The 26869-nt window shown below is 66.4% G+C and carries 23 protein-coding genes, 3 rRNA genes and 1 pseudogene; 20 read left to right on the forward strand and 7 right to left on the reverse strand.

What is annotated here, in order from left to right; genetic code table 11:
- The first annotated feature begins 206 nt into the window (after positions 1-206).
- The 20 genes from MRBLWH11_RS12580 (at position 207) to MRBLWH11_RS12675 (ending at position 22963) form a co-directional block, all read left to right on the forward strand.
- Positions 207-1730 (forward strand): 16S ribosomal RNA (locus tag MRBLWH11_RS12580).
- Positions 1731-2150: 420 nt separating this feature from the next.
- A 23S ribosomal RNA gene (locus MRBLWH11_RS12585) occupies positions 2151-5255 on the forward strand.
- A gap of 105 nt (positions 5256-5360) precedes the next feature.
- Positions 5361-5477, forward strand: a 5S ribosomal RNA gene (gene rrf / locus MRBLWH11_RS12590).
- Together the 16S, 23S and 5S rRNA genes form the textbook arrangement of a ribosomal RNA operon.
- A 69-nt stretch (positions 5478-5546) precedes the next feature.
- Entirely contained in the window at positions 5547-7571 is a 2025-nt protein-coding gene (locus MRBLWH11_RS12595) for a primosomal protein (RefSeq protein ID WP_341945120.1), read from the forward strand.
- The gene (locus tag MRBLWH11_RS12600) at positions 7571-8611 is read left to right on the forward strand and encodes an HAD-IIA family hydrolase (protein WP_341945121.1); all 1041 of its coding nucleotides are present in this window, start codon (positions 7571-7573) and stop codon (positions 8609-8611) included. The genes MRBLWH11_RS12595 and MRBLWH11_RS12600 overlap by 1 nt, the downstream gene beginning before the upstream one ends.
- Before the next feature lie 54 nt (positions 8612-8665).
- On the forward strand, positions 8666-8842 hold the full coding sequence (locus MRBLWH11_RS12605; protein WP_165808129.1) for a hypothetical protein: 177 nt from the start codon (positions 8666-8668) through the stop codon (positions 8840-8842).
- Entirely contained in the window at positions 8839-9636 is a 798-nt protein-coding gene (locus MRBLWH11_RS12610) for a TlyA family RNA methyltransferase (RefSeq protein ID WP_341945122.1), read from the forward strand. The genes MRBLWH11_RS12605 and MRBLWH11_RS12610 overlap by 4 nt, the downstream gene beginning before the upstream one ends.
- Entirely contained in the window at positions 9633-10553 is a 921-nt protein-coding gene (locus MRBLWH11_RS12615) for an NAD kinase (RefSeq protein ID WP_341945123.1), read from the forward strand. The genes MRBLWH11_RS12610 and MRBLWH11_RS12615 overlap by 4 nt, the downstream gene beginning before the upstream one ends.
- The gene (gene recN / locus MRBLWH11_RS12620) at positions 10550-12241 is read left to right on the forward strand and encodes a DNA repair protein RecN (RefSeq protein WP_341945124.1); all 1692 of its coding nucleotides are present in this window, start codon (positions 10550-10552) and stop codon (positions 12239-12241) included. Before MRBLWH11_RS12615 ends, recN begins: the two co-directional genes overlap by 4 nt.
- Before the next feature lie 17 nt (positions 12242-12258).
- Positions 12259-13956, forward strand: a complete 1698-nt coding sequence (locus MRBLWH11_RS12625) for a CTP synthase (protein ID WP_116636761.1) — start codon at positions 12259-12261, stop codon at positions 13954-13956.
- Positions 13957-13966: 10 nt separating this feature from the next.
- Positions 13967-14548 carry an NUDIX hydrolase gene (locus tag MRBLWH11_RS12630; protein ID WP_116636762.1) on the forward strand — a complete coding sequence of 194 codons (582 nt, stop codon included), beginning with the start codon at positions 13967-13969 and terminating at the stop codon, positions 14546-14548.
- Between the two features lie 2 nt (positions 14549-14550).
- Positions 14551-15453, forward strand: coding sequence for a site-specific tyrosine recombinase XerD (gene xerD / locus MRBLWH11_RS12635; protein ID WP_341945125.1), 903 nt, complete (start codon positions 14551-14553; stop codon positions 15451-15453).
- Between the two features lie 136 nt (positions 15454-15589).
- Complete coding sequence (locus tag MRBLWH11_RS12640) at positions 15590-16423, forward strand: ParA family protein (RefSeq protein WP_341947828.1); 834 nt, start codon at positions 15590-15592, stop codon at positions 16421-16423.
- A complete protein-coding gene (locus tag MRBLWH11_RS12645) occupies positions 16407-17243 on the forward strand; it encodes a ScpA family protein (RefSeq protein ID WP_341945126.1) in 837 nt (278 codons plus the stop codon). The genes MRBLWH11_RS12640 and MRBLWH11_RS12645 overlap by 17 nt, the downstream gene beginning before the upstream one ends.
- On the forward strand, positions 17233-17841 hold the full coding sequence (gene scpB / locus MRBLWH11_RS12650) for an SMC-Scp complex subunit ScpB (RefSeq protein ID WP_116636766.1): 609 nt from the start codon (positions 17233-17235) through the stop codon (positions 17839-17841). The genes MRBLWH11_RS12645 and scpB overlap by 11 nt, the downstream gene beginning before the upstream one ends.
- Positions 17838-18635 (forward strand): pseudouridine synthase, encoded by a 798-nt coding sequence (locus MRBLWH11_RS12655; RefSeq protein WP_341945127.1) that lies wholly within the window; start codon positions 17838-17840, stop codon positions 18633-18635. Before scpB ends, MRBLWH11_RS12655 begins: the two co-directional genes overlap by 4 nt.
- The gene (locus MRBLWH11_RS12660) at positions 18632-19768 is read left to right on the forward strand and encodes a prephenate dehydrogenase (RefSeq protein ID WP_116636768.1); all 1137 of its coding nucleotides are present in this window, start codon (positions 18632-18634) and stop codon (positions 19766-19768) included. Before MRBLWH11_RS12655 ends, MRBLWH11_RS12660 begins: the two co-directional genes overlap by 4 nt.
- Positions 19761-20465 (forward strand): (d)CMP kinase, encoded by a 705-nt coding sequence (cmk, locus tag MRBLWH11_RS12665; RefSeq protein WP_341945128.1) that lies wholly within the window; start codon positions 19761-19763, stop codon positions 20463-20465. The genes MRBLWH11_RS12660 and cmk overlap by 8 nt, the downstream gene beginning before the upstream one ends.
- 40 nt (positions 20466-20505) lie before the next feature.
- Positions 20506-21978: a ribosome biogenesis GTPase Der gene (gene der / locus MRBLWH11_RS12670; RefSeq protein ID WP_243409014.1), complete on the forward strand. Its 1473-nt coding sequence runs from the start codon at positions 20506-20508 to the stop codon at positions 21976-21978.
- A 61-nt stretch (positions 21979-22039) separates the two neighbouring features.
- Entirely contained in the window at positions 22040-22963 is a 924-nt protein-coding gene (locus MRBLWH11_RS12675; RefSeq protein WP_341945129.1) for an NUDIX hydrolase, read from the forward strand.
- Positions 22964-23048: 85 nt separating this feature from the next.
- On the opposite strand, the gene MRBLWH11_RS12680 is transcribed toward MRBLWH11_RS12675, so the two are convergent.
- The 7 genes and pseudogenes from MRBLWH11_RS12680 to MRBLWH11_RS12710 all read right to left on the reverse strand — a co-directional run bounded on the left by MRBLWH11_RS12680 (position 23049) and on the right by MRBLWH11_RS12710 (position 26858).
- Positions 23049-23375: an HNH endonuclease signature motif containing protein gene (locus tag MRBLWH11_RS12680; protein ID WP_341947880.1), complete on the reverse strand. Its 327-nt coding sequence runs from the start codon at positions 23373-23375 to the stop codon at positions 23049-23051.
- Between the two features lie 224 nt (positions 23376-23599).
- Positions 23600-24499 (reverse strand): annotated as a pseudogene (locus MRBLWH11_RS12685) (DUF222 domain-containing protein); the annotation flags it as partial.
- A 21-nt stretch (positions 24500-24520) separates the two neighbouring features.
- Positions 24521-24895 carry an RNA-binding S4 domain-containing protein gene (locus MRBLWH11_RS12690; protein ID WP_341945130.1) on the reverse strand — a complete coding sequence of 125 codons (375 nt, stop codon included), beginning with the start codon at positions 24893-24895 and terminating at the stop codon, positions 24521-24523.
- Positions 24895-25563 carry a lysoplasmalogenase family protein gene (locus tag MRBLWH11_RS12695; RefSeq protein ID WP_341945131.1) on the reverse strand — a complete coding sequence of 223 codons (669 nt, stop codon included), beginning with the start codon at positions 25561-25563 and terminating at the stop codon, positions 24895-24897. The genes MRBLWH11_RS12690 and MRBLWH11_RS12695 overlap by 1 nt, the downstream gene beginning before the upstream one ends.
- 40 nt (positions 25564-25603) lie before the next feature.
- Complete coding sequence (locus MRBLWH11_RS12700; protein WP_341945132.1) at positions 25604-26059, reverse strand: hypothetical protein; 456 nt, start codon at positions 26057-26059, stop codon at positions 25604-25606.
- A 20-nt stretch (positions 26060-26079) separates the two neighbouring features.
- Positions 26080-26277: a hypothetical protein gene (locus MRBLWH11_RS12705; protein ID WP_341945133.1), complete on the reverse strand. Its 198-nt coding sequence runs from the start codon at positions 26275-26277 to the stop codon at positions 26080-26082.
- Positions 26274-26858: a GNAT family N-acetyltransferase gene (locus tag MRBLWH11_RS12710; protein WP_341945134.1), complete on the reverse strand. Its 585-nt coding sequence runs from the start codon at positions 26856-26858 to the stop codon at positions 26274-26276. Before MRBLWH11_RS12710 ends, MRBLWH11_RS12705 begins: the two co-directional genes overlap by 4 nt.
- Positions 26859-26869: the final 11 nt, after the last annotated feature.

Below are 26869 nucleotides of genomic sequence, written 5' to 3' on the forward strand. Positions count from 1 at the left end.
CCGATCCTTGAGAACTCAACAGCGTGCACTTGTCAAATGCCAAATTATCCTCGTTCAGTCGTTTTTCGGCTGGGTGAGAATTCCTTTGGATCAAAGACCAGCCCCTTGGGGGTTGGCATTCGGATGAAGTCAGCAATGAATTTGTCTCTTTGGTCAGCATCAAACTCGCTGCGTCATCGTTTTCCCGATGGGGTATGCATTTCTTTTTTACGGAGAGTTTGATCCTGGCTCAGGATGAACGCTGGCGGCGTGCTTAACACATGCAAGTCGAACGGTGAACACGGAGCTTGCTCTGTGGGATCAGTGGCGAACGGGTGAGTAACACGTGAGCAACCTGCCCCTGACTCTGGGATAAGCGCTGGAAACGGCGTCTAATACTGGATATGTGACGTGACCGCATGGTCTGCGTCTGGAAAGAATTTCGGTTGGGGATGGGCTCGCGGCCTATCAGCTTGTTGGTGAGGTAATGGCTCACCAAGGCGTCGACGGGTAGCCGGCCTGAGAGGGTGACCGGCCACACTGGGACTGAGACACGGCCCAGACTCCTACGGGAGGCAGCAGTGGGGAATATTGCACAATGGGCGCAAGCCTGATGCAGCAACGCCGCGTGAGGGATGACGGCCTTCGGGTTGTAAACCTCTTTTAGCAGGGAAGAAGCGAAAGTGACGGTACCTGCAGAAAAAGCGCCGGCTAACTACGTGCCAGCAGCCGCGGTAATACGTAGGGCGCAAGCGTTATCCGGAATTATTGGGCGTAAAGAGCTCGTAGGCGGTTTGTCGCGTCTGCTGTGAAATCCCGAGGCTCAACCTCGGGCCTGCAGTGGGTACGGGCAGACTAGAGTGCGGTAGGGGAGATTGGAATTCCTGGTGTAGCGGTGGAATGCGCAGATATCAGGAGGAACACCGATGGCGAAGGCAGATCTCTGGGCCGTAACTGACGCTGAGGAGCGAAAGGGTGGGGAGCAAACAGGCTTAGATACCCTGGTAGTCCACCCCGTAAACGTTGGGAACTAGTTGTGGGGTCCATTCCACGGATTCCGTGACGCAGCTAACGCATTAAGTTCCCCGCCTGGGGAGTACGGCCGCAAGGCTAAAACTCAAAGGAATTGACGGGGACCCGCACAAGCGGCGGAGCATGCGGATTAATTCGATGCAACGCGAAGAACCTTACCAAGGCTTGACATATACGAGAACGGGCCAGAAATGGTCAACTCTTTGGACACTCGTAAACAGGTGGTGCATGGTTGTCGTCAGCTCGTGTCGTGAGATGTTGGGTTAAGTCCCGCAACGAGCGCAACCCTCGTTCTATGTTGCCAGCACGTAATGGTGGGAACTCATGGGATACTGCCGGGGTCAACTCGGAGGAAGGTGGGGATGACGTCAAATCATCATGCCCCTTATGTCTTGGGCTTCACGCATGCTACAATGGCCGGTACAAAGGGCTGCAATACCGCGAGGTGGAGCGAATCCCAAAAAGCCGGTCCCAGTTCGGATTGAGGTCTGCAACTCGACCTCATGAAGTCGGAGTCGCTAGTAATCGCAGATCAGCAACGCTGCGGTGAATACGTTCCCGGGTCTTGTACACACCGCCCGTCAAGTCATGAAAGTCGGTAACACCTGAAGCCGGTGGCCTAACCCTTGTGGAGGGAGCCGTCGAAGGTGGGATCGGTAATTAGGACTAAGTCGTAACAAGGTAGCCGTACCGGAAGGTGCGGCTGGATCACCTCCTTTCTAAGGAGCATCTGACACCTTCGGGTGTCCAGAACCCAGATCGAAGGCGTACGTTCTTCGCTGGGAGCTCATGGGTGGAACATTTGACATGACATCGAGATCTGATCTCGGAGCTAGTACGCCGCTTGCGGTTGGAAGGTTCTGGGTGAGGGGGTCGGTGTCTGCACGCTGTTGGGTCCTGAGGGACCGGATGCGCACTGGCCTTTGGGTCGAGTGCACAGTCGGTTACTCTGGGCCTTTTGTCGTTTCCCCGGTTGGGGTTGCGTCAAGGGGCACCGCCCGTACTTTGAGAACTACACAGTGGACGCGAGCATCTTGCAACGGCCTTCGGGTTGTTGCACAAGATGATCTTAAAGATCATTAGTCAATTTCAGATTCCATCTTCGGATGGGGTCGAGTTTTTGATTCAAACTCATGTGATTTCAAGTCTTTAAGAGCAAACGGTGGATGCCTTGGCATCTGGAGCCGAAGAAGGACGTAGCAATCTGCGATAAGCCTCGGGGAACTGATAAGCAAGTTTTGATCCGAGGGTGTCCGAATGGGGAAACCCCGCTGGGCGGCGTGCCGACCTAGTGACTCCCGCCTGAATATATAGGGCGGGTAGAGGGAACGTGGGGAAGTGAAACATCTCAGTACCCACAGGAAGAGAAAGCAACCGCGATTCCGTTAGTAGTGGCGAGCGAAACCGGAACAGGCTAAACCTAGCGTGTGTGATAGCCGGCAGGCGTTGCACGTTGGGGGTTGTGGGACTTTTCAGTCATCTCTGCCGAGGTGGCGGCGTTACAAGAAGGTATAGACGAACGGTCTTGAAAGGCCGGTCATAGAGGGTGCCAACCCCGTAGTCGAAATGCCTTGCTTGGCGCGAAGAGTATCCCAAGTAGCACGGGGCCCGTGAAATCCCGTGTGAATCTGTCAGGACCACCTGATAAGCCTAAATACTCCCAGATGACCGATAGCGGACAAGTACCGTGAGGGAAAGGTGAAAAGTACCCCGGGAGGGGAGTGAAATAGTACCTGAAACCGTTTGCTTACAAACCGTTGGAGCCTCCTTAGTAGGGGTGACAGCGTGCCTTTTGAAGAATGAGCCTGCGAGTTAGCGATATGTGGCGAGGTTAACCCGTGTGGGGTAGCCGTAGCGAAAGCGAGTCTGAATAGGGCGATTCAGTCGCATGTCCTAGACCCGAAGCGAAGTGATCTATCCATGGCCAGGTTGAAGCGACGGTAAGACGTCGTGGAGGACCGAACCCACTTAGGTTGAAAACTGAGGGGATGAGCTGTGGATAGGGGTGAAAGGCCAATCAAACTTCGTGATAGCTGGTTCTCTCCGAAATGCATTTAGGTGCAGCGTTGCGTGTTTCTTGCCGGAGGTAGAGCTACTGGATGGCCGATGGGCCCTACAAGGTTACTGACGTCAGCCAAACTCCGAATGCCGGTAAGTGAGAGCGCAGCAGTGAGACTGTGGGGGATAAGCTTCATAGTCGAGAGGGAAACAACCCAGACCACCAACTAAGGTCCCAAAGCGCGTGCTAAGTGGGAAAGGATGTGGAGTTGCCTTGACAACCAGGAGGTTGGCTTAGAAGCAGCCACCCTTGAAAGAGTGCGTAATAGCTCACTGGTCAAGTGATTCCGCGCCGACAATGTAACGGGGCTCAAGCACGCCACCGAAGTTGTGGCATTGACATTATTGGTAGGCCTTCGTGGTCCAGCCGTGTTGATGGGTAGGAGAGCGTCGTGTGGCCAGCGAAGCGGCGGTGTAAACCAGCCGTGGAGGCTACACGAGTGAGAATGCAGGCATGAGTAGCGAATGACGTGTGAGAAACACGTCCTCCGAAAGACCAAGGGTTCCAGGGTCAAGCTAATCTTCCCTGGGTAAGTCGGGACCTAAGGCGAGGCCGACAGGCGTAGTCGATGGACAACGGGTTGATATTCCCGTACCGGCGAAGAACCGCCCAAGCTAATCCAGTAGTGCTAAGTGTCTGAATCCCAGTGACTGATCCCTTCGGGGTGACGCTCTGGGCCTAGCGCACGACCCCATTCTGGTGCGGTTAGCGTATTAACAGGTGTGACGCAGGAAGGTAGTCCAAGCCAGGCGATGGTTGTCCTGGTGCAAGTGCGTAGGCCGAACGGTAGGCAAATCCGCCGTTCACATAGGCTGAGACACGATGCGGATAAAAAGTGGATGATCCTATGCTGCCAAGAAAAGCATCGACGCGAGGTTCTAGCCGCCCGTACCCCAAACCGACTCAGGTGGTCAGGTAGAGAATACCAAGGAGATCGAGAGAATCGTGGTTAAGGAACTCGGCAAAATGCCCCCGTAACTTCGGGAGAAGGGGGGCCATCCACTTATACGGACTTGCTCCGAAAAGGGTGTGGTGGCCGCAGAGACTAGTGGGTAGCGACTGTTTACTAAAAACACAGGTCCGTGCCAAGTCGCAAGACGATGTATACGGACTGACGCCTGCCCGGTGCTGGAAGGTTAAGAGGACCGGTTAGCCGCAAGGCGAAGCTGAGAATTTAAGCCCCAGTAAACGGCGGTGGTAACTATAACCATCCTAAGGTAGCGAAATTCCTTGTCGGGTAAGTTCCGACCTGCACGAATGGCGTAACGACTTCCCAACTGTCTCAACCGCGAACTCGGCGAAATTGCATTACGAGTAAAGATGCTCGTTACGCGCAGCAGGACGGAAAGACCCCGTGACCTTTACTACAGCTTGGTATTGGTGTTCGGTGTGGCTTGTGTAGGATAGGTGGGAGACTTTGAAGCATGGACGCCAGTTCGTGTGGAGTCATTGTTGAAATACCACTCTGGTCACTCTGGATATCTAACTTCGAACCGTAATCCGGTTCAGGGACAGTGCCTGGTGGGTAGTTTAACTGGGGCGGTTGCCTCCCAAAAAGTAACGGAGGCGCCCAAAGGTTCCCTCAACCTGGTTGGCAATCAGGTGTCGAGTGTAAGTGCACAAGGGAGCTTGACTGTGAGACTGACAGGTCGAGCAGGGACGAAAGTCGGGACTAGTGATCCGGCAGTGGCTTGTGGAAGCGCTGTCGCTCAACGGATAAAAGGTACCTCGGGGATAACAGGCTGATCTTGCCCAAGAGTCCATATCGACGGCATGGTTTGGCACCTCGATGTCGGCTCGTCGCATCCTGGGGCTGGAGTAGGTCCCAAGGGTTGGGCTGTTCGCCCATTAAAGCGGTACGCGAGCTGGGTTTAGAACGTCGTGAGACAGTTCGGTCCCTATCCGCTGCGCGCGTAGGAAATTTGAGAGGATCTGACCCTAGTACGAGAGGACCGGGTTGGACGAACCTCTGGTGTGTCAGTTGTTCCGCCAGGAGCACCGCTGATTAGCTACGTTCGGGATGGATAACCGCTGAAAGCATCTAAGCGGGAAGCCGGCCTCAAGATGAGATTTCCATACCTTCGGGTGAGAGGCTCCCAGCCAGACTACTGGGTTGATAGGCCAGATGTGGAAGTGCAGCAATGCATGCAGCTGACTGGTACTAATAAGCCGATGACTTGATAACACACCGTTTGTTGGTGCTACGCGTCCACTGAGTGGTTCTCGATGTACGGTCGAGAACCGCATGACAATGACTTTGTTATGTGTTTGATTGAAACATCAATAGTGTTTCGGCGGCCATAGCGTGAGGGAAACGCCCGGTTACATTCCGAACCCGGAAGCTAAGCCTCACAGCGCCGATGGTACTGCAGGGGGGACCCTGTGGGAGAGTAGGACACCGCCGGACTTCTTTTAAGCAAATGGCCACCCATCGATGGGTGGCCATTTTGCGTTTACAACGAAAACAGGGAGCATCATGCCGGAAGACGAAGAGCGCCGTCCGCGTCGCGACAACGACAGTGGATCGCGCAACCAGCGTCCTTCCGGAGGCCGTCCCGCACAGAATCGCGATGGCGCCCCTCGTCGCGATGGCGACAACCGCTCCGGCGACCGCGCACCGCGTCGCGAGGGTGGCGGCTACAACCGTGACTCTGCTCCGCGTCGCGAGGGTGGTTACAACCGTGATTCTGCTCCTCGTCGTGAGGGCGGCGGTTACAACCGCGATTCCGCTCCGCGTCGCGAGGGTGGCGGTTACAACCGCGATTCCGCTCCGCGTCGCGAGGGCGGTTACAACCGTGACTCCGCTCCGCGTCGCGAGGGCGGTTACAACCGCGACTCCGCGCCTCGCCGCGATGGCGACAACCGCACCGGCGACCGCGCTCCTCGTCGTGAGGGTGGTTACAACCGCGATTCTGCTCCGCGTCGTGAGGGTGGTTACAACCGCGATTCTGCTCCTCGTCGCGAGGGCGGTTACAACCGCGACTCCGCTCCGCGTCGCGAGGGCGGTTACAACCGCGACTCCGCGCCTCGCCGCGATGGCGACAACCGCACCGGCGACCGAGGTCCCCGTCGTGAGGGTGGCGGGTACAACCGGGACTCCGCACCGCGTCGTGAGGGTGGCGGGTACAACCGGGACTCCGCTCCGCGTCGTGAGGGTGGCGGGTACAACCGGGACTCCGCACCGCGTCGTGAGGGTGGCGGGTACAACCGGGACTCCGCTCCGCGTCGTGAGGGTGGCGGGTACAACCGGGACTCCGCACCGCGTCGTGAGGGTGGCGGGTACAACCGGGACTCCGCACCGCGTCGTGAGGGTGGCGGGTACAACCGCGATTCCGCTCCGCGTCGTGAGGGTGGCGGCTACAACCGCGACTCCGCGCCTCGCCGCGATGGCGACCGCACCGGTGACCGCGCCCCGCGTCGCGAGGGCGGTTACAACCGCGACTCCGCACCGCGTCGCGACTCCGGCTCCGACCGTGACCGCGGTCGTTCGTTCCCGCAGCGCGGGGGCTCGGGGCGCGAGCGTCCGATCCAGGCTGCCGACGAGCGTCCGCGCTTCAACGACCCGCACATCCCGGACGAGATCACGGCTCGCGACCTCCACACCTCGGCGCGCAATGAGCTCAAGACGCTGAGCAAGGAGAACGCGGACCTCGTGGCCCGTCATCTCGCGATGGCCTCGCAGCTCATCGATGAGGACCCGGCGCTGGCTCACGAGCACGCGCTGGCGGCGTCGCGTCGTGCGGGTCGTATCGCGATCGTCCGCGAGACCCTCGGCATCACGGCGTACGCGACCGAGGACTTCGCTCTCGCGCTGCGCGAGCTGCGGACGTACCGCCGCATCTCCGGCAAGGACGATCAGATCGCCCTCATGGTCGACAGCGAACGCGGCATCGGGCGTCCGGACCGCGCGCTCGAGACCGGTCGCGCCGTCGACCGCAGCGCGCTCACAACCCCGGTGCGGGTCGCACTCGCGATCGCGATGTCCGGGGCCCGCCTCGATCAGGGCGACCTCGAGCTCGCGCTGGGTGAGCTCGAGATCCCTGAACTCGACCCCGATCGCGCCTTCGAGTGGAGCCCGGCGCTGTTCGCCGCTCGTGCCGCGGTGCTGGAGGATCTCGGACGCGAGGAGGAAGCGGCCTTCTGGGCGCATCGCGCTGATGTCGCGGCCGAAGCCCTCGGCGTCGATGAAGCCGGCGATGAGGAGCTCATCGTCGAAGACGGTCTCATCGAAGGCGACTTCGACGATGACGAGATCGCCACGACCGCTGATGTCGATGCTGCCGCTGAGTCCGCAGCTGACGAGTCCGCCGCAGAAGACTCTGCGGAAGACTCTGCAGAAGACTCCGCCGTCGACGAGCCTGCGGCCGATGAGCCCGCAACCGACGAGCCGACCGTCGAGGACGAGGTCCGCGAACTCCTGGGAGAGGACGACGCTGCTGACGGCTCTGACGCCGCCGCCCCCGCCGACGACAAGGCTCAGGGCTCGGAGCAGGAGGCGTAGTGGCGCTGTTCTCCCGGAAGCGACCGGTCGCGTCCACTCCGCTCGACGGCGTCGACACCGTGCTGGCCGATCTGGACGGCGTGGTCTACGCCGGCCCGGGCGCGCTGCCGTTCGCGGTCGACAGCCTGAACCGGGCGGGGGAGTCCGCACGACTCGGCTACATCACCAACAACGCCGCCCGCACCGATGCGTCCGTCGCGGCTCACCTGAGCAGCCTCGGCCTCGAGGTGGCGGCATCCGACGTCGTGACGAGTCCGCAGGCTGCGATGCGCCTGCTCGCGGGTATCCTCCCGGCACCCGCCACGATCCTCGTGGTCGGCGGCGACGGTCTGGTCGACGAGGTCACGAAGGCCGGCTACACGGTCACCCGCAGCGCCGAGGACTCGCCTGCCGCGGTCGTGCAGGGCTTCGCTCCCGACGTCGCCTGGACGGACCTTGCAGAGGCCGCGTTCGCCCTCAAGCTTCCGGAAGAAGAGGGCGGCATCCCCTGGATCGCCACGAACACCGACTGGACGATTCCGCGAGAGCGCGGTGTCGCCCCCGGTAACGGCACCCTGGTGTCCGCCGTGCACACCGCGATCGGACGCCTGGCGACCGTCGCGGGCAAGCCGGAGGCTCCGATCTTCGAAGAGGCCCTCGCGCGTTTCGGCGCGCAGAAGGCGCTGTTCATCGGCGACCGCCTCGACACCGACATCATGGGAGCGAGCCGTGTCGGCATCGACTCGGTGCTGGTGCTCACCGGCATCGATCGTCCGAAGCACGTGCTGGCAGCGCCCGAAGGCTCGCGTCCCACCTACATCCTCGGCGACCTGCGGGAGCTGCATGAGCCGTACCCCGAGGCGATCGAGAAGGACGGCGTCTTCCAGGTGAACGGAGCCGCTGTGCGGGTCTCGGGAGCCGACGTCGAGATCGTCGCCGACTCGGGCGTGCAGATCGACCTGCTCCGCGCAGGTGCCGCAGCGATCTGGGCATCCGGTACACCGGTGTTCGTCCTCCGCGTGCCGGAGCGCCTCTACGACGATCCGTTCCACCGACCCTGATCGACGGACGCCGTGGCTCCGTCGTCCGTCCGCCGTGCCGCGTACAGTAGGACCGTGAGCGATGAGACGACGAGCGCGCCGACCGACGGTCTGTGGAGTCGCCTGCGCCTGATCGAGGGGCAGCCGCTGCCCGCGCGTGCGGATGCCTATTCGGCCCTGCACGACGAGCTGTCACGCCGTCTCGAGACCGGCGCGAAGCTCGACCAACGGGAGACCCCGGGATCCCGATGACGCGACTCGACGCCGCCCTCGCCGCCCGAGGACTCGCCCGTTCGCGCAGCCACGCCGCCACCCTCATCTCCGAGGGGCTCGTGAGCGTCGATGGCCGACCGGTCGTGAAGTCCTCGACGCCGGTGCCGGACACCGCCGAGATCACGATCGCCGGCTCGGATCACTACGTGGGTCGCGCCGCGCACAAGCTCATCGCCGGCCTCGACGGCTTCGCGGTCCCCGTCGAGGGGAGGCTGGCGCTCGACATGGGCGCCTCGACCGGCGGATTCACCCAGGTGCTGCGTGAGCGCGGCGCCCGACGAGTGCTCGCGGTCGACGTGGGGCACGGCCAGCTGGCGCCGTCGATCGCGGCCGACGACGGCGTGGTGGCGGTCGAGGGATACAACGTTCGCCACATGACGCCCGAGAACCTCGCCGAGACGACGGGCGAGCGCGATCTCCCGGAGCTCCTCGTCGGCGACCTCTCCTTCATCTCCCTCGAGCTCGTGCTGCCGGCGGTCGCCGGCGTGGCCGCACCGGGGTCCGACATCCTGCTCCTCGTGAAGCCGCAGTTCGAGGTCGGCCGCACCGCCGTGCGCGGCGGTCTGGTGACCGACCCCGCCACCCGCGCGGATGCCGTCGCACGCACCGTATGGAGTGCCTGGGACGTCGGTCTCGGCATGCTCGGCATCCTTCCCTCCCCGATCCTCGGCACGCACGGCAACGCGGAATATCTCGTGCACCTCGCGCCGGGACGCGGCAGCAATCCGACAGAATGGTTGGACAGCATCAATCGACTGGCAGGGGGACGATGAACGAGCGCAGGATCCTGGTCGTCGCCCATGCCGGCCGCGTCGAGACCGTGGAGGCCGCCCGTCGCGTGATCGACGCGCTGCGCGGGGCAGGAGCCCGACCGTTCCTCGCGGCTGACGACCACGCCGCGCTGACCGCGGTCGACGGGTTCTTCGCCGACGTCGACGTGCTCGACGGGTCGTCGGAGTCCGCCGACCTCGAGCTCGCGATCGTGTTGGGCGGCGACGGAACGATCCTGCGGGCAGCTGAGCTCGTCCGCGACAGCGGTGCGCCGGTGCTCGGCATCAACATGGGCCACGTCGGCTTCCTCGCCGAGATCGATCGCGATGACATGGATGACGCGGTGCGCCGCGTGATCGACCGCGACTACGAGGTCGAGGAGCGTCTCGCCCTGTCGGTGCGGGTGAAGGACGCGGCGGGCGCCGTCGTCTACGACACCTGGGCGCTGAACGAGGCGACGGTCGAGAAGGCCAGCCGAGAGCGGATGATCGAGGTCGTGCTCGAGATCGACGGTCGCCCGCTGTCGAGCTTCGCGTGCGACGGCATGGTGGTCTCGACGCCGACCGGATCCACCGCCTACAACTTCTCCGCCGGCGGGCCGGTGATCTGGCCGAGCGTCGAGGCGATCGCCGTCGTGCCCCTGTCGGCGCACGCGCTGTTCGCCAAGCCGCTGGTCGTCAGCCCCGACGCCGCTGTCGCGATCGAGATGCTGGAGCGCACCGACGGCTCCGGCATCCTGTGGTGCGACGGCCGGCGTTCGCACGATCTGCCTCCGGGTGCCCGCGTCGTCGTCCGTCGGTCTTCGCGTCCGGTTCGCCTGGCACGCCTGCACCACGCAGCCTTCACCGATCGGCTCGTGCGCAAGTTCCGTCTGCCCGTCGAAGGATGGCGCGGGCAGGAGCCGGGGAAGACGCCATGATCGAGGAGATGCGGATGCAGGGCCTCGGCGTGATCGCCGATGCCGTACTGCCCCTCGGCCCCGGCTTCACAGCCATCACGGGCGAGACGGGCGCCGGCAAGACGATGGTGGTCACCGGCCTCGGACTGCTGCTCGGTCAGCGTGCCGATTCCGGTGCCGTGCGCGCCGGCGCCGCGCAGGCCTCGGTCGCCGGAGTCTGGATCGTTCCCGAGAAGGGCGACGTCGCCGACATCGTGACGGATGCCGGAGGCGAGCTCGAACCCGCCGGCGCCGACCTCGCGGAACTCTACGTGTCCCGCACCCTGAGCGCCGAGGGTCGCAGCCGCGCCAGCGTCGGTGGTCGTGCGGCCCCCGCGGGAGTGCTGTCGGCTCTCGCCGAAGAGCTCGTGGTCGTTCACGGACAGTCCGAGCAGCTCCGCCTGCGCTCGGCCGCCGCGCAGCGCGACGCCCTCGACCGCTTCGGTGGCGCCCCCGTCGCGACGGCTCTCGCGGCGTACTCGGCATCCTTCTCCCGCTGGCGGACTCTCGACGCCGAGATCACCGAGATCTCCGAGAACCGCGATCGCCGCGCCGAGGAGGCCGCGCGCCTCCGCGAGGCCCTCGCCCTCATCGAGGCCACGGCCCCGGAGCCGGGGGAGGACCAGGAGCTGAGCGAACGCGCCGAACGCCTCGCCAACTCCGAGGAGCTGCGCCTCGCGGCATCCCTCGCGCACGGCGCGCTGTCGAGCGAGGAGGGTGAGCCGGATGCCTCCGGCCTCGTCGCCGAGGCCCGCCGGCTGCTCGAGCGCGTCTCCGACTCGAAGCTCACCCAGATCGCCGAGGGCATCGCCGACATCGGCTATCGGATCGCGGATGCGGCCGGCCAGCTCTCCGCGTACCTCGCGGATCTCGACGAGTCGGGTCCGCACGAACTCGCCGCGGTCGAGGAACGTCGTGCCGCCCTGGGAACGCTGGTCCGCGCGCACGGCTCGCTCGACGAGGCCCTCGAGGTCTGGCGGACCGGGTCCGCCCGTCTCGCCGAGCTCGACGACGACGGCGAGCGGATCGAGCGGCTCACCGAGGAACGGGATGCGGTGCGTGCCGAGCTCGATGCGCATGCCGCCGCGCTGACCACGGAGCGTGCGTCTGCCGCGACGCGTCTGGGCGCCGCGGTCACGGAGGAGCTGCATGCCCTCGCGATGCCGGATGCTCGTCTCGAGGTGGCCGTCACGGAAGGTGCAGAGAGCACGCACGGCCGCGACGACGTCGCGATCCTGCTCGCGCCGCATCCGGGTGCCGAACCCCGCTCGGTGGGAAAGGGCGCCTCCGGGGGAGAACTCTCCCGCGTGATGCTGGCGATCGAGGTCGTCATCGCCGGGACCGACCCGGTGCCGACCTTCGTGTTCGACGAGGTCGACGCGGGCATCGGTGGCGCAGCCGCGATCGAGGTGGGTCGACGACTCGCCCGGCTTGCAGAGAAGTCGCAGGTCATCGCGGTCACGCATCTCGCGCAGGTCGCGGCCTTCGCGAACAATCACCTGTCCGTCGTGAAGTCCAACGACGGAGCCGTCACCGCCTCCAGCGTGCGGCTTCTGGAGGGCGAGGAGCGGGAGGCCGAGATGGCCCGCCTGCTGTCGGGACTCGCCGATTCGGACGCCGCTCTGACCCACGCCCGAGAACTTCTCAGCCTCGGCGCCCCTGCTGCCTGATAGGATCGAAGCCCGTGATGAACTCTTCTTCTGCGGGGCCCAAGAACGACACGACCAAGCACATCTTTGTGACAGGTGGTGTCGTTTCGTCTTTGGGCAAGGGGCTCACGGCTGCCAGCCTGGGCAACCTCCTCACCGCTCGCGGACTGCGCGTCGTGATGCAGAAGCTCGACCCGTACCTGAACGTCGATCCGGGCACGATGAACCCCTTCCAGCACGGCGAGGTCTTCGTGACCGACGACGGCGCCGAGACCGACCTCGACATCGGCCACTACGAGCGGTTCCTCGACATCAACCTGTCGCAGGCAGCCAACGTGACGACGGGCCAGATCTACTCGCAGGTCATCGCGCGCGAGCGCCGGGGCGAGTACCTCGGCGACACCGTGCAGGTCATCCCGCACATCACCGACGAGATCAAGCGCCGCATGCGCCTGCAGGCTCACGAGGAGCCGCGTCCTGACGTGATCATCACCGAGGTCGGCGGCACGGTCGGCGACATCGAGTCGCAGCCGTTCCTCGAGGCCGCCCGCCAGCTCCGTCACGAGCTCGGCCGCGACAGCGTGTTCTTCGTGCACGTCTCGCTGGTGCCCTTCATGGGGGCGTCGGGGGAGCAGAAGACCAAGCCCACCCAGCACTCGGTCGCGGCCCTCCGCCAGGTCGGCATCCAGCCGGACGCCCTGGTGCTCCGCAGCGACCGTCCGGTCAGCGCGAGCAACCGCAACAAGATCGCGCTCATGTGCGACGTCGACGTCGAGGGCGTCATCAACACCGTCGACCTGCCGAGCATCTACGACATCCCGTCGACGCTCAACGACCAGGGGCTGGACTCGTACATCGTGCGTCGTCTCGGTCTCGACCAGAAGGCCGCGGAAGAGGTCGACTGGACGCGCTGGAGCAAGGTGCTGCACGCTGTGCACAACCCCAAGCACGAGGTCACGATCGGCCTCGTCGGCAAGTACATCGACCTGCCTGACGCCTACCTCTCGGTCACCGAAGCCCTCAAGGCGGGTGGATTCGCGCAGGAGACCAAGGTCAACATCCGCTGGATCCCCTCGGACCTCTGCGAGACGCCCGAGGGCGCCCAGGAGCAGCTGGCACAGGTCGACGGCATCTGCGTGCCCGGCGGCTTCGGCATCCGTGGCATCGAAGGCAAGCTGGGGGCGCTGAAGTTCGCCCGCGAACAGGGCATCCCGACGCTCGGCCTCTGCCTCGGCCTGCAGTGCATGGTGATCGAGTACGCACGCGACGTGGCCGGCATCGCCGGAGCATCGTCGAGCGAGTTCGACCCGGAGACCACGGAGCCCGTGATCGCGACGATGGCCGAGCAGATCGAGATCCTCGACGGCGGCGACCTGGGCGGCACGATGCGCCTCGGCCTGTACCAGGCGGCCCTCGCCGATGGTTCACTCGCCCGTGAGCTCTACGGTGCCCCTGAGGCCTCGGAGCGGCACCGTCACCGCTACGAGGTGAACAACGCGTACCGCGACCGTCTCTCCGACGCGGGTCTGGTGTTCTCCGGCCTCAACCCGGAACTCGACCTCGTCGAGTACGTCGAGCTGCCGCGCGACGTGCACCCGTACTACATCGCGACGCAGGCGCACCCCGAGCTGCGCTCGCGTCCGACCGACCCGCACCCGCTGTTCCGCGGACTGGTGGGCGCCGCGATCGAGCGTCACCGCGCCAGCGAGCTGTTCGACGTCAGCGCCGATGACTGATTCGGCGCCGATGACTGACGCGACCGGAGAGCTCCGCGACGAGCCGTTCTCTCCGGAGGTGCTCACGAGCGACCTCGTCTACGAGGGCAGGGTCTGGGACGTGCGCTCCGACCGCGTGCGGTACGGCGACGGCGAGATGGTGCGGCAGTACGTCGCGCACACGGGTGCCGTGGCGATCCTCGCGCTGGACGACGAGGGCCGCGTCCTGCTGATCCAGCAGTACCGGCATCCGATCCGTCACCGTGACTGGGAGCTGCCGGCCGGCCTTCTCGACGTCGCCGGCGAGGAGCCGCTCGAGGCCGCGAAGCGCGAGCTCGCCGAGGAGGCCGACCTGGTCGCGGCGCACTGGGAACCGCTCGTGTCGTCGTGGACCACGCCGGGCGGCAACGACGAGATGATCCACATCTTCCTCGCGACGGGTATCTCGGCCGCCGAGTCCGCGCACGACCGCGAGGACGAAGAGGCCGACATCCGCGTCGAGTGGGTGCCCCTCTCGGACGCGGTCGACGCCGTCCTCGCCGGGCGCATGCGCAACGGCATCCTCTCGATCGGAGTGCTCGCGGCGGCGCAGAGGCTGCGCGATCGGCTCTGAGGATGCTGCTTCCTCGCGCTCTCGACCTCTACCTGCGACACGTCACGATCGAGCGCGGTCTGAGTGCGCACACCATCGCGGCCTACCGACGAGACCTGGACGGGTACCGGGAATGGCTGGAGGCCGACGGCATCGGCGACACCGCCGACATCACCCCGGCCGTGATCGGCCGCTTCATCACGGAGCGATCGTCGGCTGAGCCGCCGCCCGCGTCGACCAGCCTCGCCCGGCTGCAGTCGTCGGTGCGGGGCTGGCATCGCTTTCTCGCGAGGGAGGGCATCGAGGCCGATGACCCGAGCGGGAGGCTCCGTCCTCCGAAGGCTCCGCGTCGGCTTCCGAAGGCGCTGACGATCGACCAGGTCGAGCGCCTGCTCGCCGCGCCGTCGCCGGAGGATCCCGTCGGCATCCGGGACCGCGCCCTTCTCGAGCTCCTGTACGCGACCGGCGCCCGCGTGTCGGAGGCGATCGGGCTCGACGTCGACGACCTCGCCCACGGCGATGTGCTGCGGCTGCGCGGCAAGGGGTCGAAGGAGCGGATCGTGCCGATCGGGTCGTTCGCGCGCGACGCTGCGGACGCCTACCTGACCAGGGTGCGCCCGGGGCTCGCCGCCAAGGGACGGGCGTCGTCGCGCCTGTTCCTCGGTGCGCGAGGGGCGCCCCTGTCCCGACAGAGCGCGTGGCTGATCATCCGTGCCGCCGCCGAGGCCGCCCAGATCACGAGCGAGGTCTCACCGCACACGCTGCGGCACTCCTTCGCGACGCACCTGCTGCAGGGCGGCGCCGACGTGCGCGTGGTGCAGGAGCTCCTCGGGCACGCGTCGGTCGCGACGACGCAGATCTACACCCACGTGTCGGTCGACACGCTGCGCGACATCTACGCGACCTCTCATCCCCGGGCCCGCTGAGGCGCTGTGCCGCGTGCCGGGAGGCCGCAGAACAGGGCGGCCGCTAGAATCGACCAAGCACGAAGGAGCAGGAGAACCGGTGGTTGAGAAAGCGGCGAAGTCCAGGGCGAAGGCACAGAAGGCCGACGAGACCCCCATGGGACCCACCGGCCGTCCGTATCACGGGTTCGCCACGCCCGAGCCGCTGAAGTCGCACGGTCCGGCGCGCATCATCGCACTGTGCAATCAGAAGGGCGGCGTCGGCAAGACGACGACCACCATCAACCTCGCCGCGGCTCTCGCCGAGTACGGTCGCAAGGTGCTCGCGGTCGACTTCGATCCGCAGGGCGCGCTCTCGGCCGGTCTCGGCATCCAGACGCACGACGTCCCCACGATCTACGACCTGCTGCTCGACACGAAGCGCGATGCGCACGACGCGATCGTCCACTCGGGCGTCGAGGGTCTCGACGTCATGCCGGCGAACATCGACCTCTCTGCTGCCGAGGTGCATCTCGTCAACGAGGTGGCTCGCGAGACGATCCTCGCCCGAGTGCTCCGCCAGGTCGCGGGGGAGTACGACGTCATCCTCATCGACTGCCAGCCGTCTCTCGGACTGCTCACCGTGAACGCGCTCACGGCGGCGCACGGTGTGATCATCCCGCTCGAGTGCGAGTTCTTCGCCCTGCGCGGGGTCGCGCTGCTGATCGAGACCATCGACAAGGTCCGTGACCGCCTGAACCCGTCGATCACGATGGACGGGCTCCTGGCGACGATGTACGACGCCCGCACGCTGCACTCCCGCGAGGTGCTCGAGCGCGTCGTGGAGACGTTCGGCGACGACGTGCTGGAGACCGTGATCGGCCGCACCGTGAAGTTCCCGGATGCCTCGGTCTCAGGTGTGCCCATCACCGAGTTCGCTCCGGAGCACGCCGCCGCCCAGGCGTACCTGCGGCTGGCCCGGGAGCTGGTCGCCCGTGGCGCCGTCGCCTGACGAGAGCTCTGACCGGGCGGACGAGATCGCGGATCCCGCCGAGGGATTCCGTGTCTCGCTGTCGAACTTCGACGGCCCCTTCGATCTGCTGCTGAACCTCATCTCCAAGCACGAGATGGACATCACCGAGGTGTCGCTGAGCGCGGTCACCAACGAGTTCATCGCCTACCTGAGCCAGCTCGACGACGACGAGGAGCTCGATCAGGCATCCGAATTCCTGGTGGTCGCCGCCACGCTGCTCGACATGAAGGTCGCCGGCCTCCTGCCGCAGGGCGAACTGGTCGATGCCGAGGCGGTGGCGCTGCTCGAGGCGCGCGACCTGCTGTTCGCCCGCCTGCTGCAGTACCGGGCCTTCAAGGAGGTCTCGACATGGTTCTCCCGCTGCCTGCAGCGCGAGGACCGCCGGCATGTGCGCGCGGTGCGCCTCGACGAGAAGCACCGCCGTCAGACACCCGAGCTCGTGTGGTCGCTCACGGTCGACGACTTCGCCGCCCTCGCGCTCCTGGCCTTCGCGCCGAAGGAGATCCCGCACGTCGGACTCGATCATCTGCACGCGCCGCTGATCAGCATCCGCGAGCAGGCGGCGATCGTCGTGACGCTGCTGCGCGGCACGGAGTCGGTCAGCTTCCGCGAGCTCGTCGCCGGAGTCACCGAGCCGGGCATCGTCGTCGCGCGCTTCATCTCCGTGCTGGAGCTGTACCGCCATGCGGCTCTGTCCTTCGAACAACTGGAACCGCTCGGCGAGCTCACGCTCCGCTGGGCAGCCGACGCCTGGTCGGATGAGACGCTGGCGACCCTGGGAGCCGACTATGACCGATGACACCTCCACGACGGACTCCGCGGTCGAGGAGACCGTCCGCGACACCCCGCTCTCCGAGCGCATCGAGGCGATCCTGCTGATCGTGGACGAGCCGATCGGCCTGATGGCGCTGGCCGCCGCCGTCGGATCACCGGTGCCCGCCGTCCGGCAGACGCTCGAGACGCTCGTCGACGACTACGACGGGCGAGGGCACGGCCCGCGCCGCGGATTCGAGCTGCGCGAGGTCGGCGGAGGCTGGCGGCTCTACGTGCGCGAGGACCATGACGGCCTCGTCGCCGAGTTCATCGGCGGGCAGGCGCCGGCCCGTCTGTCGCAGGCGGCGCTCGAGACCCTCGCCGTGATCGCCTACAAGCAGCCCGTGACGCGCAGCCAGGTCGCCTCGATCCGCGCGGTGAACGTGGACTCCGTGGTGCGCACCCTGCTCGCCCGCGGTCTCATCACCGAGCTGTTCGCCGACTCCGAGACCGGAGCGATCAACTACGGCACCTCCGACGCGCTCCTGCAGCACCTGGGCATCAACTCGCTCGACGAGCTGCCCCCGATCTCTCCGCTGCTCGACGACGGCGCTGACGGCTTCGACGAAGGGACCATCCGATGACGGACATCACCAACGAAGGCGCGCCGGAGGGGGTGCGCCTGCAGAAGGTGCTCGCCGCGGCCGGAGTGGCCTCGCGCCGCGTCGTCGAGAACTACATCACCGAGGGGCGCATCCGCGTCAACGGTGTGGTCGTCGAAGAGCTCGGCCGGAGGATCGACCCGGAGCACGATCTGGTCGACGTCGACGGCACCGCGATCCAGCTCGACGTCTCCAAGCGGTACGTCATGCTCAACAAGCCGACCGGCGTCGTCAGCAGCATGAAGGACGAGAACGGCCGTCCCGACCTCCGTCGTTTCACCGCCGACTACGAGGAGCGCCTGTACAACGTCGGCCGGCTCGACGCCGAGACGAGCGGTCTGCTCATTCTCACCAACGACGGCGGGCTGGCGCATGTGCTGGCCCACCCGTCGTTCGGCGTGACGAAGGTGTACATCGCCAAGGTCGAGGGGACGGTCCTGCCGCAGACGATCTCGAAGCTCACGAAGGGGATCGAGCTCGACGACGGTCCTATCGCGGCCGACAAGGCGCGCCTGCTCGACACGTCGCGCGGTTCGAGCCTGGTCGAGCTCACCCTCCACTCCGGTCGCAACCGCATCGTGCGTCGGATGCTGGCCGCGGTCGGTCACCCGGTCACCGAACTCGTCCGCCGCCAGTTCGGGCCGCTCCACCTGGGAACCCTCCCGGCGGGGAAGACGCGGGAACTGAGTAAAATCGAACTCGGCGCGCTTCTGACCTTGTCGCGCCAGGATTCCGGTGTCGCCGAGGCGCCAGGCGAGCAGCAGGAGAACGAGTGACCGATACGACGAGTGCGCCCACGGCGCGGAAGGCCGGCGTCGTCGCGCCTCGGCTCTCCGGCACCGTCCGCATCGTCGGTGCCGGTCTGCTCGGCGCGAGCGTCGGGCACGCCCTCCGGGCGAAGGGAATCGACGTCGTCCTCACCGACGCCTCACCGGCGCAGCTGCGTCTCGCGGTCGACTACGGCGCCGGTCGTCTCGCCGCCGATGACGACGCGCCTTCCCTCATCGTCGTGGCCGTGCCGCCGGACGTCACCGCCGACGTGATCGAGGCCGAGCTCGCTCGATACCCCGATGCCGTCGTGACGGACGTCGCGAGCGTGAAGCTCGAGCCGTTCCGCACGCTCCAGGCTCGCGGTGTCGACCTCACCCGTTACATCGGCTCGCATCCGCTCGCCGGTCGCGAGCGCGGCGGAGCGATCTCCGCCCGTGCCGACCTCTTCATCGGACGTCCCTGGGTCGTCTGCCGCGATGAGGACACGAAGGCCGCCGATCTCGCGCTCGTCGAGGCGCTCGCGCTGGACGTCGGCGCGATGCCGCTGGAGATGACACCGGAGGAGCATGACCGCTCGGTCGCGCTGACCTCGCACGTGCCCCAGGTCGTCGCCAGTCTTCTCGCCGCCCGCCTCGCCGGTGCCGAAGAGGGAGCTCTGCGCCTTGCCGGCCAGGGCGTCCGCGACACGACCCGCATCGCGGCATCCGCTCCCGAGCTCTGGGTGCAGATCCTCGGCGCGAACGCCGGACCGGTGGTCGAGATCCTCGATGCGCTGGCCGCCGACCTCGGTGAGATCTCCGATGCCCTGCGTGAGCCCGGTGCGCCGGGTGCGCGCCGCGTCGTCGCGGAGACGATCCGCCAGGGCAACGACGGCGTCGACCGGCTCCCCGGCAAGCACGGCCAGAACCGGCGTTTCGAGTCGCTCATCGTGATGATCGACGACACCCCCGGTCAGCTCGGACGCCTCTTCGGCGAACTCGGGGAGCTCGGTGTCAACGTCGAGGACCTGCGTCTCGAGCACTCGCCGGGCGCACAGTTCGGCCTGGCGGAGATCAGCGTCGAGCCGGCGACCCTGCACGGGGCGATCACGGGACTCGAGGAACGCGGATGGCGGATTGCAGGGAATACGAATGACTGACACCTCGCTCTCCTCCACGGACGCCACCAAGTTCATCGCGATCGACGGCCCCGCGGGGTCCGGCAAGTCCAGCGTGTCGAAGGCTGTCGCGCGCAGGCTCGGCTTCGGCTACCTCGATACGGGGTCCGCCTACCGTGCACTCGCCTGGCACGTGCTCGACCGCGGAGCGGACACCTCGGATGCCGACGCGGTGCGAGCCGCGGCATCCGATTTCCCGGTCGCGCTCGGGCTCGACCCCGACGACCGGACCGTGCGGGTCGGCGACGTCGAGGTGACCGAGGCGATCCGCGATCCGCGGGTCTCCGGCGCCGTCAGCGGTGTGGCCAGGGTCGCGGAGGTGCGCGCCCAGGTGAACGAGCTGTTCCGTGCCCTCGTCGCAGACGCCGCGTATCCGGCTGTGGTCGTCGAGGGCCGTGACATCACGACCGTGGTCGCGCCCGACGCCCCCGTGCGGATCCTTCTGACCGCGGCCCCCGAAGTGCGGGCCGCCCGACGTGCCGGCGAACTCGCCGGCGAGAACGCGGATGCCGTCGCCGCAGCGCTGCACAAGCGCGACGCATCCGACAGCGCCGTCGTCGACTTCCTGAACGCCGCAGACGGCGTCGAGGTCGTCGACTCGACGGACCTTGATTTTTCCCAGACCATCGACGCCGTTCTCTCGGTGATCGAGCAACACCGAGGAGCACACCGTGGCTGACGACGAATACGAAGGCGGCCCCGACCAGCTCGCCGAGAAGATGGAGCTGATCGACGAGGAGCTCGCCGAGCAGCGCGCCGAGACGCTCCGCGCAGGTCTGGCGGACTACGAGCTCGACGATGAGGATGCCGCGCTCCTCGCCGGCATCACCATGGGCGAGGACGGGATCATGTTCAGCCCGGCTCTGCCGGTGGTGGCGATCGTCGGTCGACCGAACGTGGGCAAGTCCGCGCTCGTCAACCGCATCCTCGGCCGTCGCGAGGCTGTCGTGGAGGACACCCCCGGTGTCACCCGCGACCGCGTGACCTACAAGGCCGAATGGGCCGACCGCCGGTTCTCGCTCGTCGACACGGGCGGATGGGAGCCGGATGCCCGCGGCATCGACCGCTCGGTGGCCATGCAGGCCGAGGTCGCGATCGACCTCGCCGACATGGTGCTGTTCGTGGTCGACGCGATGGTCGGTGCGACGTCGACCGACGAGCACGTGGTGAAGCTGCTCCGCAAGAGCGGCAAGCCCGTGTTCCTGGTGGCGAACAAGATCGACGACACCCGCCAGGAGCCGGAAGCGGCCGCACTCTGGGCGCTGGGTCTCGGCGAGCCCTACCCGGTGTCGGCCATCCACGGCCGTGGCGTCGCGGACCTTCTCGACGCCGTGCTGAAGAAGCTCCCCGAGATCTCGGCCGTCGCGAAGCAGGAGATCGGAGGACCGCGCCGCGTCGCGATCCTCGGTCGACCGAACGTCGGGAAGTCGTCGCTGCTGAACAAGGCGGCCGGTGAAGAGCGCGTCGTCGTGAACGAGCTGGCCGGAACGACGCGCGACCCCGTCGACGAGGTCGTCGAGCTCGGCGGCAAGATGTGGCGCCTGGTCGACACCGCCGGCATCCGTCGTCGCGTGCACATGGCGCAGGGCGCGGACTTCTACGCGTCGCTGCGCACCTCTGCCGCGCTGGAGAAGGCGGAGGTCGCGGTCGTCGTGCTCGACGTGTCGGAGACGATCAGCGAGCAGGACGTGCGCATCATCGACCTCGTGCTGGAGTCGGGCCGTGCGCTGGTGCTCGCCTTCAACAAATGGGATCGCCTAAACGACGACGACCTCGAGAACGCCGACCGCCGTCGCTATCTCGAGCGCGAGATCGAGCAGGACCTGGCGCATGTCGCTTGGGCACCGCGCGTGAACATCTCGGCGAAGACGGGCCGTCACCTCGACAAGCTCGTCCCCGCGCTGGAGACGGCGCTCGAGAACTGGGATCGTCGCATCCCGACCGGCAAGTTCAACGCCTTCCTCGCCGAGCTCGTCGCCGAGCACCCGCACCCGCTGCGTGGTGGCAAGCAGCCGCGCATCCTGTTCGGCACGCAGGCATCGACGCGTCCGCCGACGTTCGTGCTGTTCACCACGGGCTTCCTCGACCCGGGCTACCGCCGGTTCATCCAGCGTCGCCTGCGCGAGCTGTACTCGTTCGAGGGAACGCCGATCGTCGTCAACATGCGCGTGCGCGAGAAGCGTCAGCGCTGAGCTGTTCCCGCCTGTTGCGCCAGGTGGTGCCGATGCCCGGATGCTGTGAAAGGCTGAGGGGGTGACTGTCGTACCTCCTGCCACCGGTGAGCCGCGTCGCCCCGACGGGCCGCGGAACCCGGGCGATGCCTGGGTGATCGCGGAGTCGGGGGAGAAGTACTGGGGGCGGTTCGGAGCTGCCGGGCTGCTCGCCTTCGATCCCGCCCGCGGCATCCTGCTGCAGCATCGTGTCTCGTGGAGCCACTTCGGCGGCACGTGGGGTCTCCCCGGCGGGGCGCTGCACGAGGGTGAGACGGCGATCGTCGGCGCGATCCGCGAGGCGCAGGAGGAAGCGGGCGTGCCTGATGGCGCGGTCAGGGCCCGATTCATCAGCGTGCTCGATCTGGAGATCTGGTCGTACACCACGGTCATCGCGGATGTGCAGGTGCCCTTCGATCCGGTGATCAGCGACCCGGAGAGTGTGGCTCTCGAGTGGGTGCCGGTCGATGAGGTTGCGACGCGACCGCTGCATCCCGGATTCGGTGCCGCGTGGCCGGCACTGCGGGCGCTGCTCGAGGTTCGTCCTGCCGTCGTCGTGGACGGCGCGAACGTTGTCGGTTCTGTGCCGAACGGATGGTGGAAGGATCGCGCCGGCGCGGCGTCCCGGCTGCGGTCGCGGCTGGAGGGGCTGGCTGTCCCCGCGTCGGATCTCGGCGTGGAGGGCGACCTGTGGTTCCCCGAGGTGTCATTGGTCGTGGAAGGCCAGGCACGCGGAATCGCCTCGGGTCTGGATGCCGGCTCGGTCTCGGTCGTGAACGCGGACGCCTCGGGTGACGACGCGATCGTCGCCGAGGTCGAGCGGCGAGTCGCGGCAGGCGAGACGGTGCTGGCGGTGACCAGCGACCGGGCGCTCCGCGAACGCGTCGAGCACGCGGGTGCCGTCAGGGTGCTTTCGGCAGGTTGGCTTGTGGATCTGCTGGCACAGGCAGACCGCGCGAAGAAGTAGTTCGCGGGTCGCAGGCTCTCGTGCCGTCGCATGGTCTCGTGCGGTCGCATGGTCTCGTGCGGTGGCATGCTCATCCGCTCGAGTCTTAGACGAACATGACGCGGTGGGTGGGGCGGTCGGTGTAGGTGCGGCCGAGTGGGCTGTGCCAGGTGATGGTGCCGTCGCGTTCTTGTCGGGCTGTCCAGCGGTGCGTGTCCGAGACATCGGGATGTTTGAGGGTGTGGTGGGCGCGGCAGAGGTGGGCGAGGTTGTCGATCCGGGTCTTGCCGCCTCGGGCGTGGTCGTGGTTGTGGTCGATGTCGCACCGGTGCACGGGCATCCGGCAGCCGGGGAATCGGCAGTGCTGGTCCCGGGCGCGCAGGAACCGCCGCATCCCCTCCGTCGGGGTGTATGTGTCGGTCTCGCGGACCATGCCGTCGGGGTCGAGGAACAGGCGTGACCACCCGGTGTTCCTCCCGGCGAGGTCGCGGGCGATGTCGGGTGGAGGGGACCGTATCCGTCGAGGTCCGCCGGCCGCTCATCCTCGCCGGCGAGGGTGGTCCCGGCGATCGTCACCTGGATGCGGCCCTGGATATTGTCCAGCCCGTCGCCGTGGATGGCGCTCGGGTCGGCGGTGAGCAGCAGGTCGGCGAGCAGGTCCGCCTGCACCTGGTCCCAGGTGCGCGTGTCCGCGGCGACATCCTCGGCACCCGCGCCTGTGTCCGTGTCTGTGTCCGTGTCTGTGTCTGTGTCTGTGTCTGTGTCTGTGTCGGGGTCGGTGGCGAACGTGTCGTCGCTGAAGATCACGCTTCCGGAGTCGCAGGCAGGGCCGGAGCCGGAGCCGGAGGCGGAGGCGGAGTCGCGGGCATGAGCGCGGTTGCGGATCACCTGCCGGGTCATCTGCGCCAACCGGTCCGCGATCGCGACAGCGAGCCACTCCGGCAACACGGCCGTCAACAACGCGAGCCCGTCACCGACGGAGCGCACCTTCACGCACCGCTCCGAGGCCGCCCGCTTGTGCCGGTCCGTGACCGTCTCCCCGACCAGAGCCGCCGCGACCTGCGCCGCATGCGCCTTCGTCCGCGCGGCCGTCTCCCGTTCGGCGAACACCAGCACCGCCGCCTCATACAACGCCATCACGCCGGCATCCACCCGCTTGTTGCGGATCGCTTCGGAAACCAGGGCACTCGCGCGACAGATCTCTCGCACATGAGAAGCGCTGATCCGACCCGTCGCGAATGCCTCCCGCACCGCGGGCAACTCGCCACTCACCGTGCGGGCGTCGGTGAACGCGAACTCGATCGACCCCTGAGGGACCCGGCCCGCGGCGGAGAACTCCGCGATCATCGACCGGTAGACCGCATCCCGATGGAACCCGTTCCCCGCGACATCCGCATCGTGGAACCCGATCTGCTCGACCATCAGTTCCAGCGCCTCGCACTCGAGTACCGCGATCTGCCGCTTCTTCTCCACCCACGCATCCAGCACACGACGACGCCCCTCGAGATCGAGGTGGAAGTCCGTCCGCTGCTGTGCCATACCCCCAGAGTAGAACATATGTTCGAATATGGCAGCATACTAGTCGAGGAAGAACTCGTCCCGTCCGCGGAGCTTGTCGATGTCTCGACGCTCGCGCTTGGTCGGCCTTCCGGCGCCCCGATCGCGGAGTCCGAGAGCGGCCTGCGGCTCGCGCTCCGGCGTGCGATCCTCGTATGCCAGAGCGGCGACGGGGGCGCCGACGCGCTTCACGAGGATCTGCCGCACGGCGAGGATCCGGTCGAATCCGGAGATCCGGATGCGGATCTCGTCGCCGATGCGCACGGCCTGAGCAGCCTTCACTTTCTCGCCGTTGACGCGTACATGCCCCGCGCGGCATGCGGTCGTCGCGGCCGAGCGCGTCTTGTAGACGCGGACGGCCCAGAGCCAGCTGTCGACCCGCGCAGCATCCGCCATCATGAGCTCCTCGTTCGCAGGGCGACCAGGGCGCCGGCCACGATGAGGCCCTGGCCGATCGTGTAGGTGAGCATGATGGCCGGGCTGCTCCAGGCCGGGAGCGCGTCGGGGAGGAACAGTCGAAACGCGAGGATCGTGTCGCTCGCGAGGAAGAAGGCGCCACCGACGGCGATCAGGGCATGGCAGCGTGCGGAGAAAGCGGCGGTTCCGCCCAGGACGAGTCCGTAGACGGCCACGGCGATGAGCAAGCTGCCGGTATGCGGACCGAGGAAGGCGAGCATCGCGACCCACCACACCGCATAGATGAGTGCCCACCACGGCATCCGTCTGCTTCCCAGATGGCGGACGAACAGGGCGATGTATGCCAGATGCGCGATGCCGAAGAAGAGCAGCATCAGCGGCAGCTCGGGCGCGGTCGGGAAGAATGCGCCGACGCTGTCTCCGAGCCACGAGAACAGCAGAGCGGTCAGAAGCAGGAGCAAAGCCGAAACCGGTGCGATGCGTCGGGCGGAGAGCAGCACCGGCGCTGCCAGGAGTGGCATCAGCAGCAGCTTCGTCGGTCCGGCGGCCGGGCTCTCGACGGCCAGGAGCACGACGTGCAGGGCCGAGACCGCGACGAAGGGGACGAATGCCCACATGATCGTCGGGCTCAGAGTGCGGCGCTGCATCTCCCCATCGTATTCTCGACGCTCCACCGATCCCGTCGGATCAGGACTCGACGGTGACCTGTTCGACATCGCCGCCCGTGCCGAGATGTACGGCAGGCCAGTACCCCTCGGGAAAGTGCTCACCGCAGCTGTCGACCAGGTGCAGGATGATCGTGCCGTCGGACGCGGCCTCGATCGTCTCGAGCATGAGGTCGGATGCCGCATCTTCGAGTTCGTGGGGTTCGGGTTCGCCGTTGCTGAAGTTCGTGACCACGGCATCCGAGGCGATCCGTCGCAGGGACGCGAGATCGGCGACCGTCTCGCGCACGCGGGGGAGCAGGGGAGTGACGTCCTGCGGATTCGTGCCCTCGAGCATGAGTTCGAGCTCCGCGCCGTCGATGACGACGGTGCCGCTGTACCAGTCGTGAGTGAGCACGCTGCCGTCTGTCAGCTCGGTCGTCGCACGCGTGAGAGGGCCCAGTTCAGGATCGTCGATGGTCGGATGCTTGTCGCTCATGACTTCACGCTAGTGCCCGGTCAGGGCGCCAGCATCCGGCCGTCCCGTTCGAGGTGCTCGCGGAGGATGCGGATCGCCTTCGGCCCCACGCCATGGATCGCGAGCAGCTCTTTTTCTGATGCGGCGTCGAGCTGATCGAGGCGCGTCCACCCGTGGATGGCGAGTTCCCGGCGCGCCACCTTACCCATCGCGGCGGGGAGATGCGATTCGTCGCTCATGAGCGGAGATCCAGCGTCACGAGCGTGCGCCCCGGCTTGAGCTCGGTGGTCTCGGAGAATCCGGCGGCGAGGAAAGTGCCGAGCGTGCCGTGGAACAGGTCGTTCGCGCGCTGTTTCTCGCCCCGTGTGTCGACGGGGTAGCCCTCGATCAGCCGAGCGCCCGATTTCCGCGCGTAGTCGACCGCGGCGTGCAGCAACTCGAGGTTGAGACCTGTGCCGCGATGCTCTCGCCGCACGACGAAGCACGTCACGGCCCAGACTGACTCGTCGTCGAATGGCTCGGTCGATGCGGCGGCAATGATGCGTGTGCGCGGGACACGCGCCTGCTTCGTTCGCGGACCGATGCGGATCCACCCCGCCGCCTCGCCGTCGACGTAGGCGATGATCCCGGGCGGAGGCCCGTCATCGATCTCGGCGCGGAACATCTCGGTGCGCTGCGGAGTGGTCGTCTCGTTCCAGTCCTTGTTGCTCAGCACCGGCCAGATGCACTGACAGCTCGCGCCGTCTCCACCTCCGGTGAGTGCGTGCTGAACGTCATCCCAGCGGGCGGTGGTCGCCACCTCGGTCGTGATCGTCGCCATGGACCGCACGC

This window comes from Microbacterium sp. LWH11-1.2, from assembly GCF_038397745.1.
Taxonomy (GTDB): domain Bacteria; phylum Actinomycetota; class Actinomycetes; order Actinomycetales; family Microbacteriaceae; genus Microbacterium.

What these genes read in the sequence shown, in the direction of transcription:
- MRBLWH11_RS12595 (WP_341945120.1), top strand. Translation starts at nt 5,547, where the DNA reads ATGCCGGAAGACGAAGAGCGCCGTCCGCGTCGCGACAACGACAGTGGA.
- MRBLWH11_RS12610 (WP_341945122.1), top strand. Translation starts at nt 8,839, where the DNA reads ATGACGCGACTCGACGCCGCCCTCGCCGCCCGAGGACTCGCCCGTTCG.
- MRBLWH11_RS12615 (WP_341945123.1), top strand. Translation starts at nt 9,633, where the DNA reads ATGAACGAGCGCAGGATCCTGGTCGTCGCCCATGCCGGCCGCGTCGAG.
- recN (WP_341945124.1), top strand. Translation starts at nt 10,550, where the DNA reads ATGATCGAGGAGATGCGGATGCAGGGCCTCGGCGTGATCGCCGATGCC.
- MRBLWH11_RS12625 (WP_116636761.1), top strand. Translation starts at nt 12,259, where the DNA reads ATGAACTCTTCTTCTGCGGGGCCCAAGAACGACACGACCAAGCACATC.
- MRBLWH11_RS12630 (WP_116636762.1), top strand. Translation starts at nt 13,967, where the DNA reads ATGACTGACGCGACCGGAGAGCTCCGCGACGAGCCGTTCTCTCCGGAG.
- xerD (WP_341945125.1), top strand. Translation starts at nt 14,551, where the DNA reads ATGCTGCTTCCTCGCGCTCTCGACCTCTACCTGCGACACGTCACGATC.
- MRBLWH11_RS12640 (WP_341947828.1), top strand. Translation starts at nt 15,590, where the DNA reads ATGGGACCCACCGGCCGTCCGTATCACGGGTTCGCCACGCCCGAGCCG.
- scpB (WP_116636766.1), top strand. Translation starts at nt 17,233, where the DNA reads ATGACCGATGACACCTCCACGACGGACTCCGCGGTCGAGGAGACCGTC.
- MRBLWH11_RS12655 (WP_341945127.1), top strand. Translation starts at nt 17,838, where the DNA reads ATGACGGACATCACCAACGAAGGCGCGCCGGAGGGGGTGCGCCTGCAG.
- cmk (WP_341945128.1), top strand. Translation starts at nt 19,761, where the DNA reads ATGACTGACACCTCGCTCTCCTCCACGGACGCCACCAAGTTCATCGCG.
- der (WP_243409014.1), top strand. Translation starts at nt 20,506, where the DNA reads ATGGAGCTGATCGACGAGGAGCTCGCCGAGCAGCGCGCCGAGACGCTC.
- MRBLWH11_RS12680 (WP_341947880.1), bottom strand. Translation starts at nt 23,375, where the DNA reads ATGGTCCGCGAGACCGACACATACACCCCGACGGAGGGGATGCGGCGG.
- MRBLWH11_RS12690 (WP_341945130.1), bottom strand. Translation starts at nt 24,895, where the DNA reads ATGGCGGATGCTGCGCGGGTCGACAGCTGGCTCTGGGCCGTCCGCGTC.
- MRBLWH11_RS12695 (WP_341945131.1), bottom strand. Translation starts at nt 25,563, where the DNA reads ATGCAGCGCCGCACTCTGAGCCCGACGATCATGTGGGCATTCGTCCCC.
- MRBLWH11_RS12700 (WP_341945132.1), bottom strand. Translation starts at nt 26,059, where the DNA reads ATGAGCGACAAGCATCCGACCATCGACGATCCTGAACTGGGCCCTCTC.
- MRBLWH11_RS12705 (WP_341945133.1), bottom strand. Translation starts at nt 26,277, where the DNA reads ATGAGCGACGAATCGCATCTCCCCGCCGCGATGGGTAAGGTGGCGCGC.
- MRBLWH11_RS12710 (WP_341945134.1), bottom strand. Translation starts at nt 26,858, where the DNA reads ATGGCGACGATCACGACCGAGGTGGCGACCACCGCCCGCTGGGATGAC.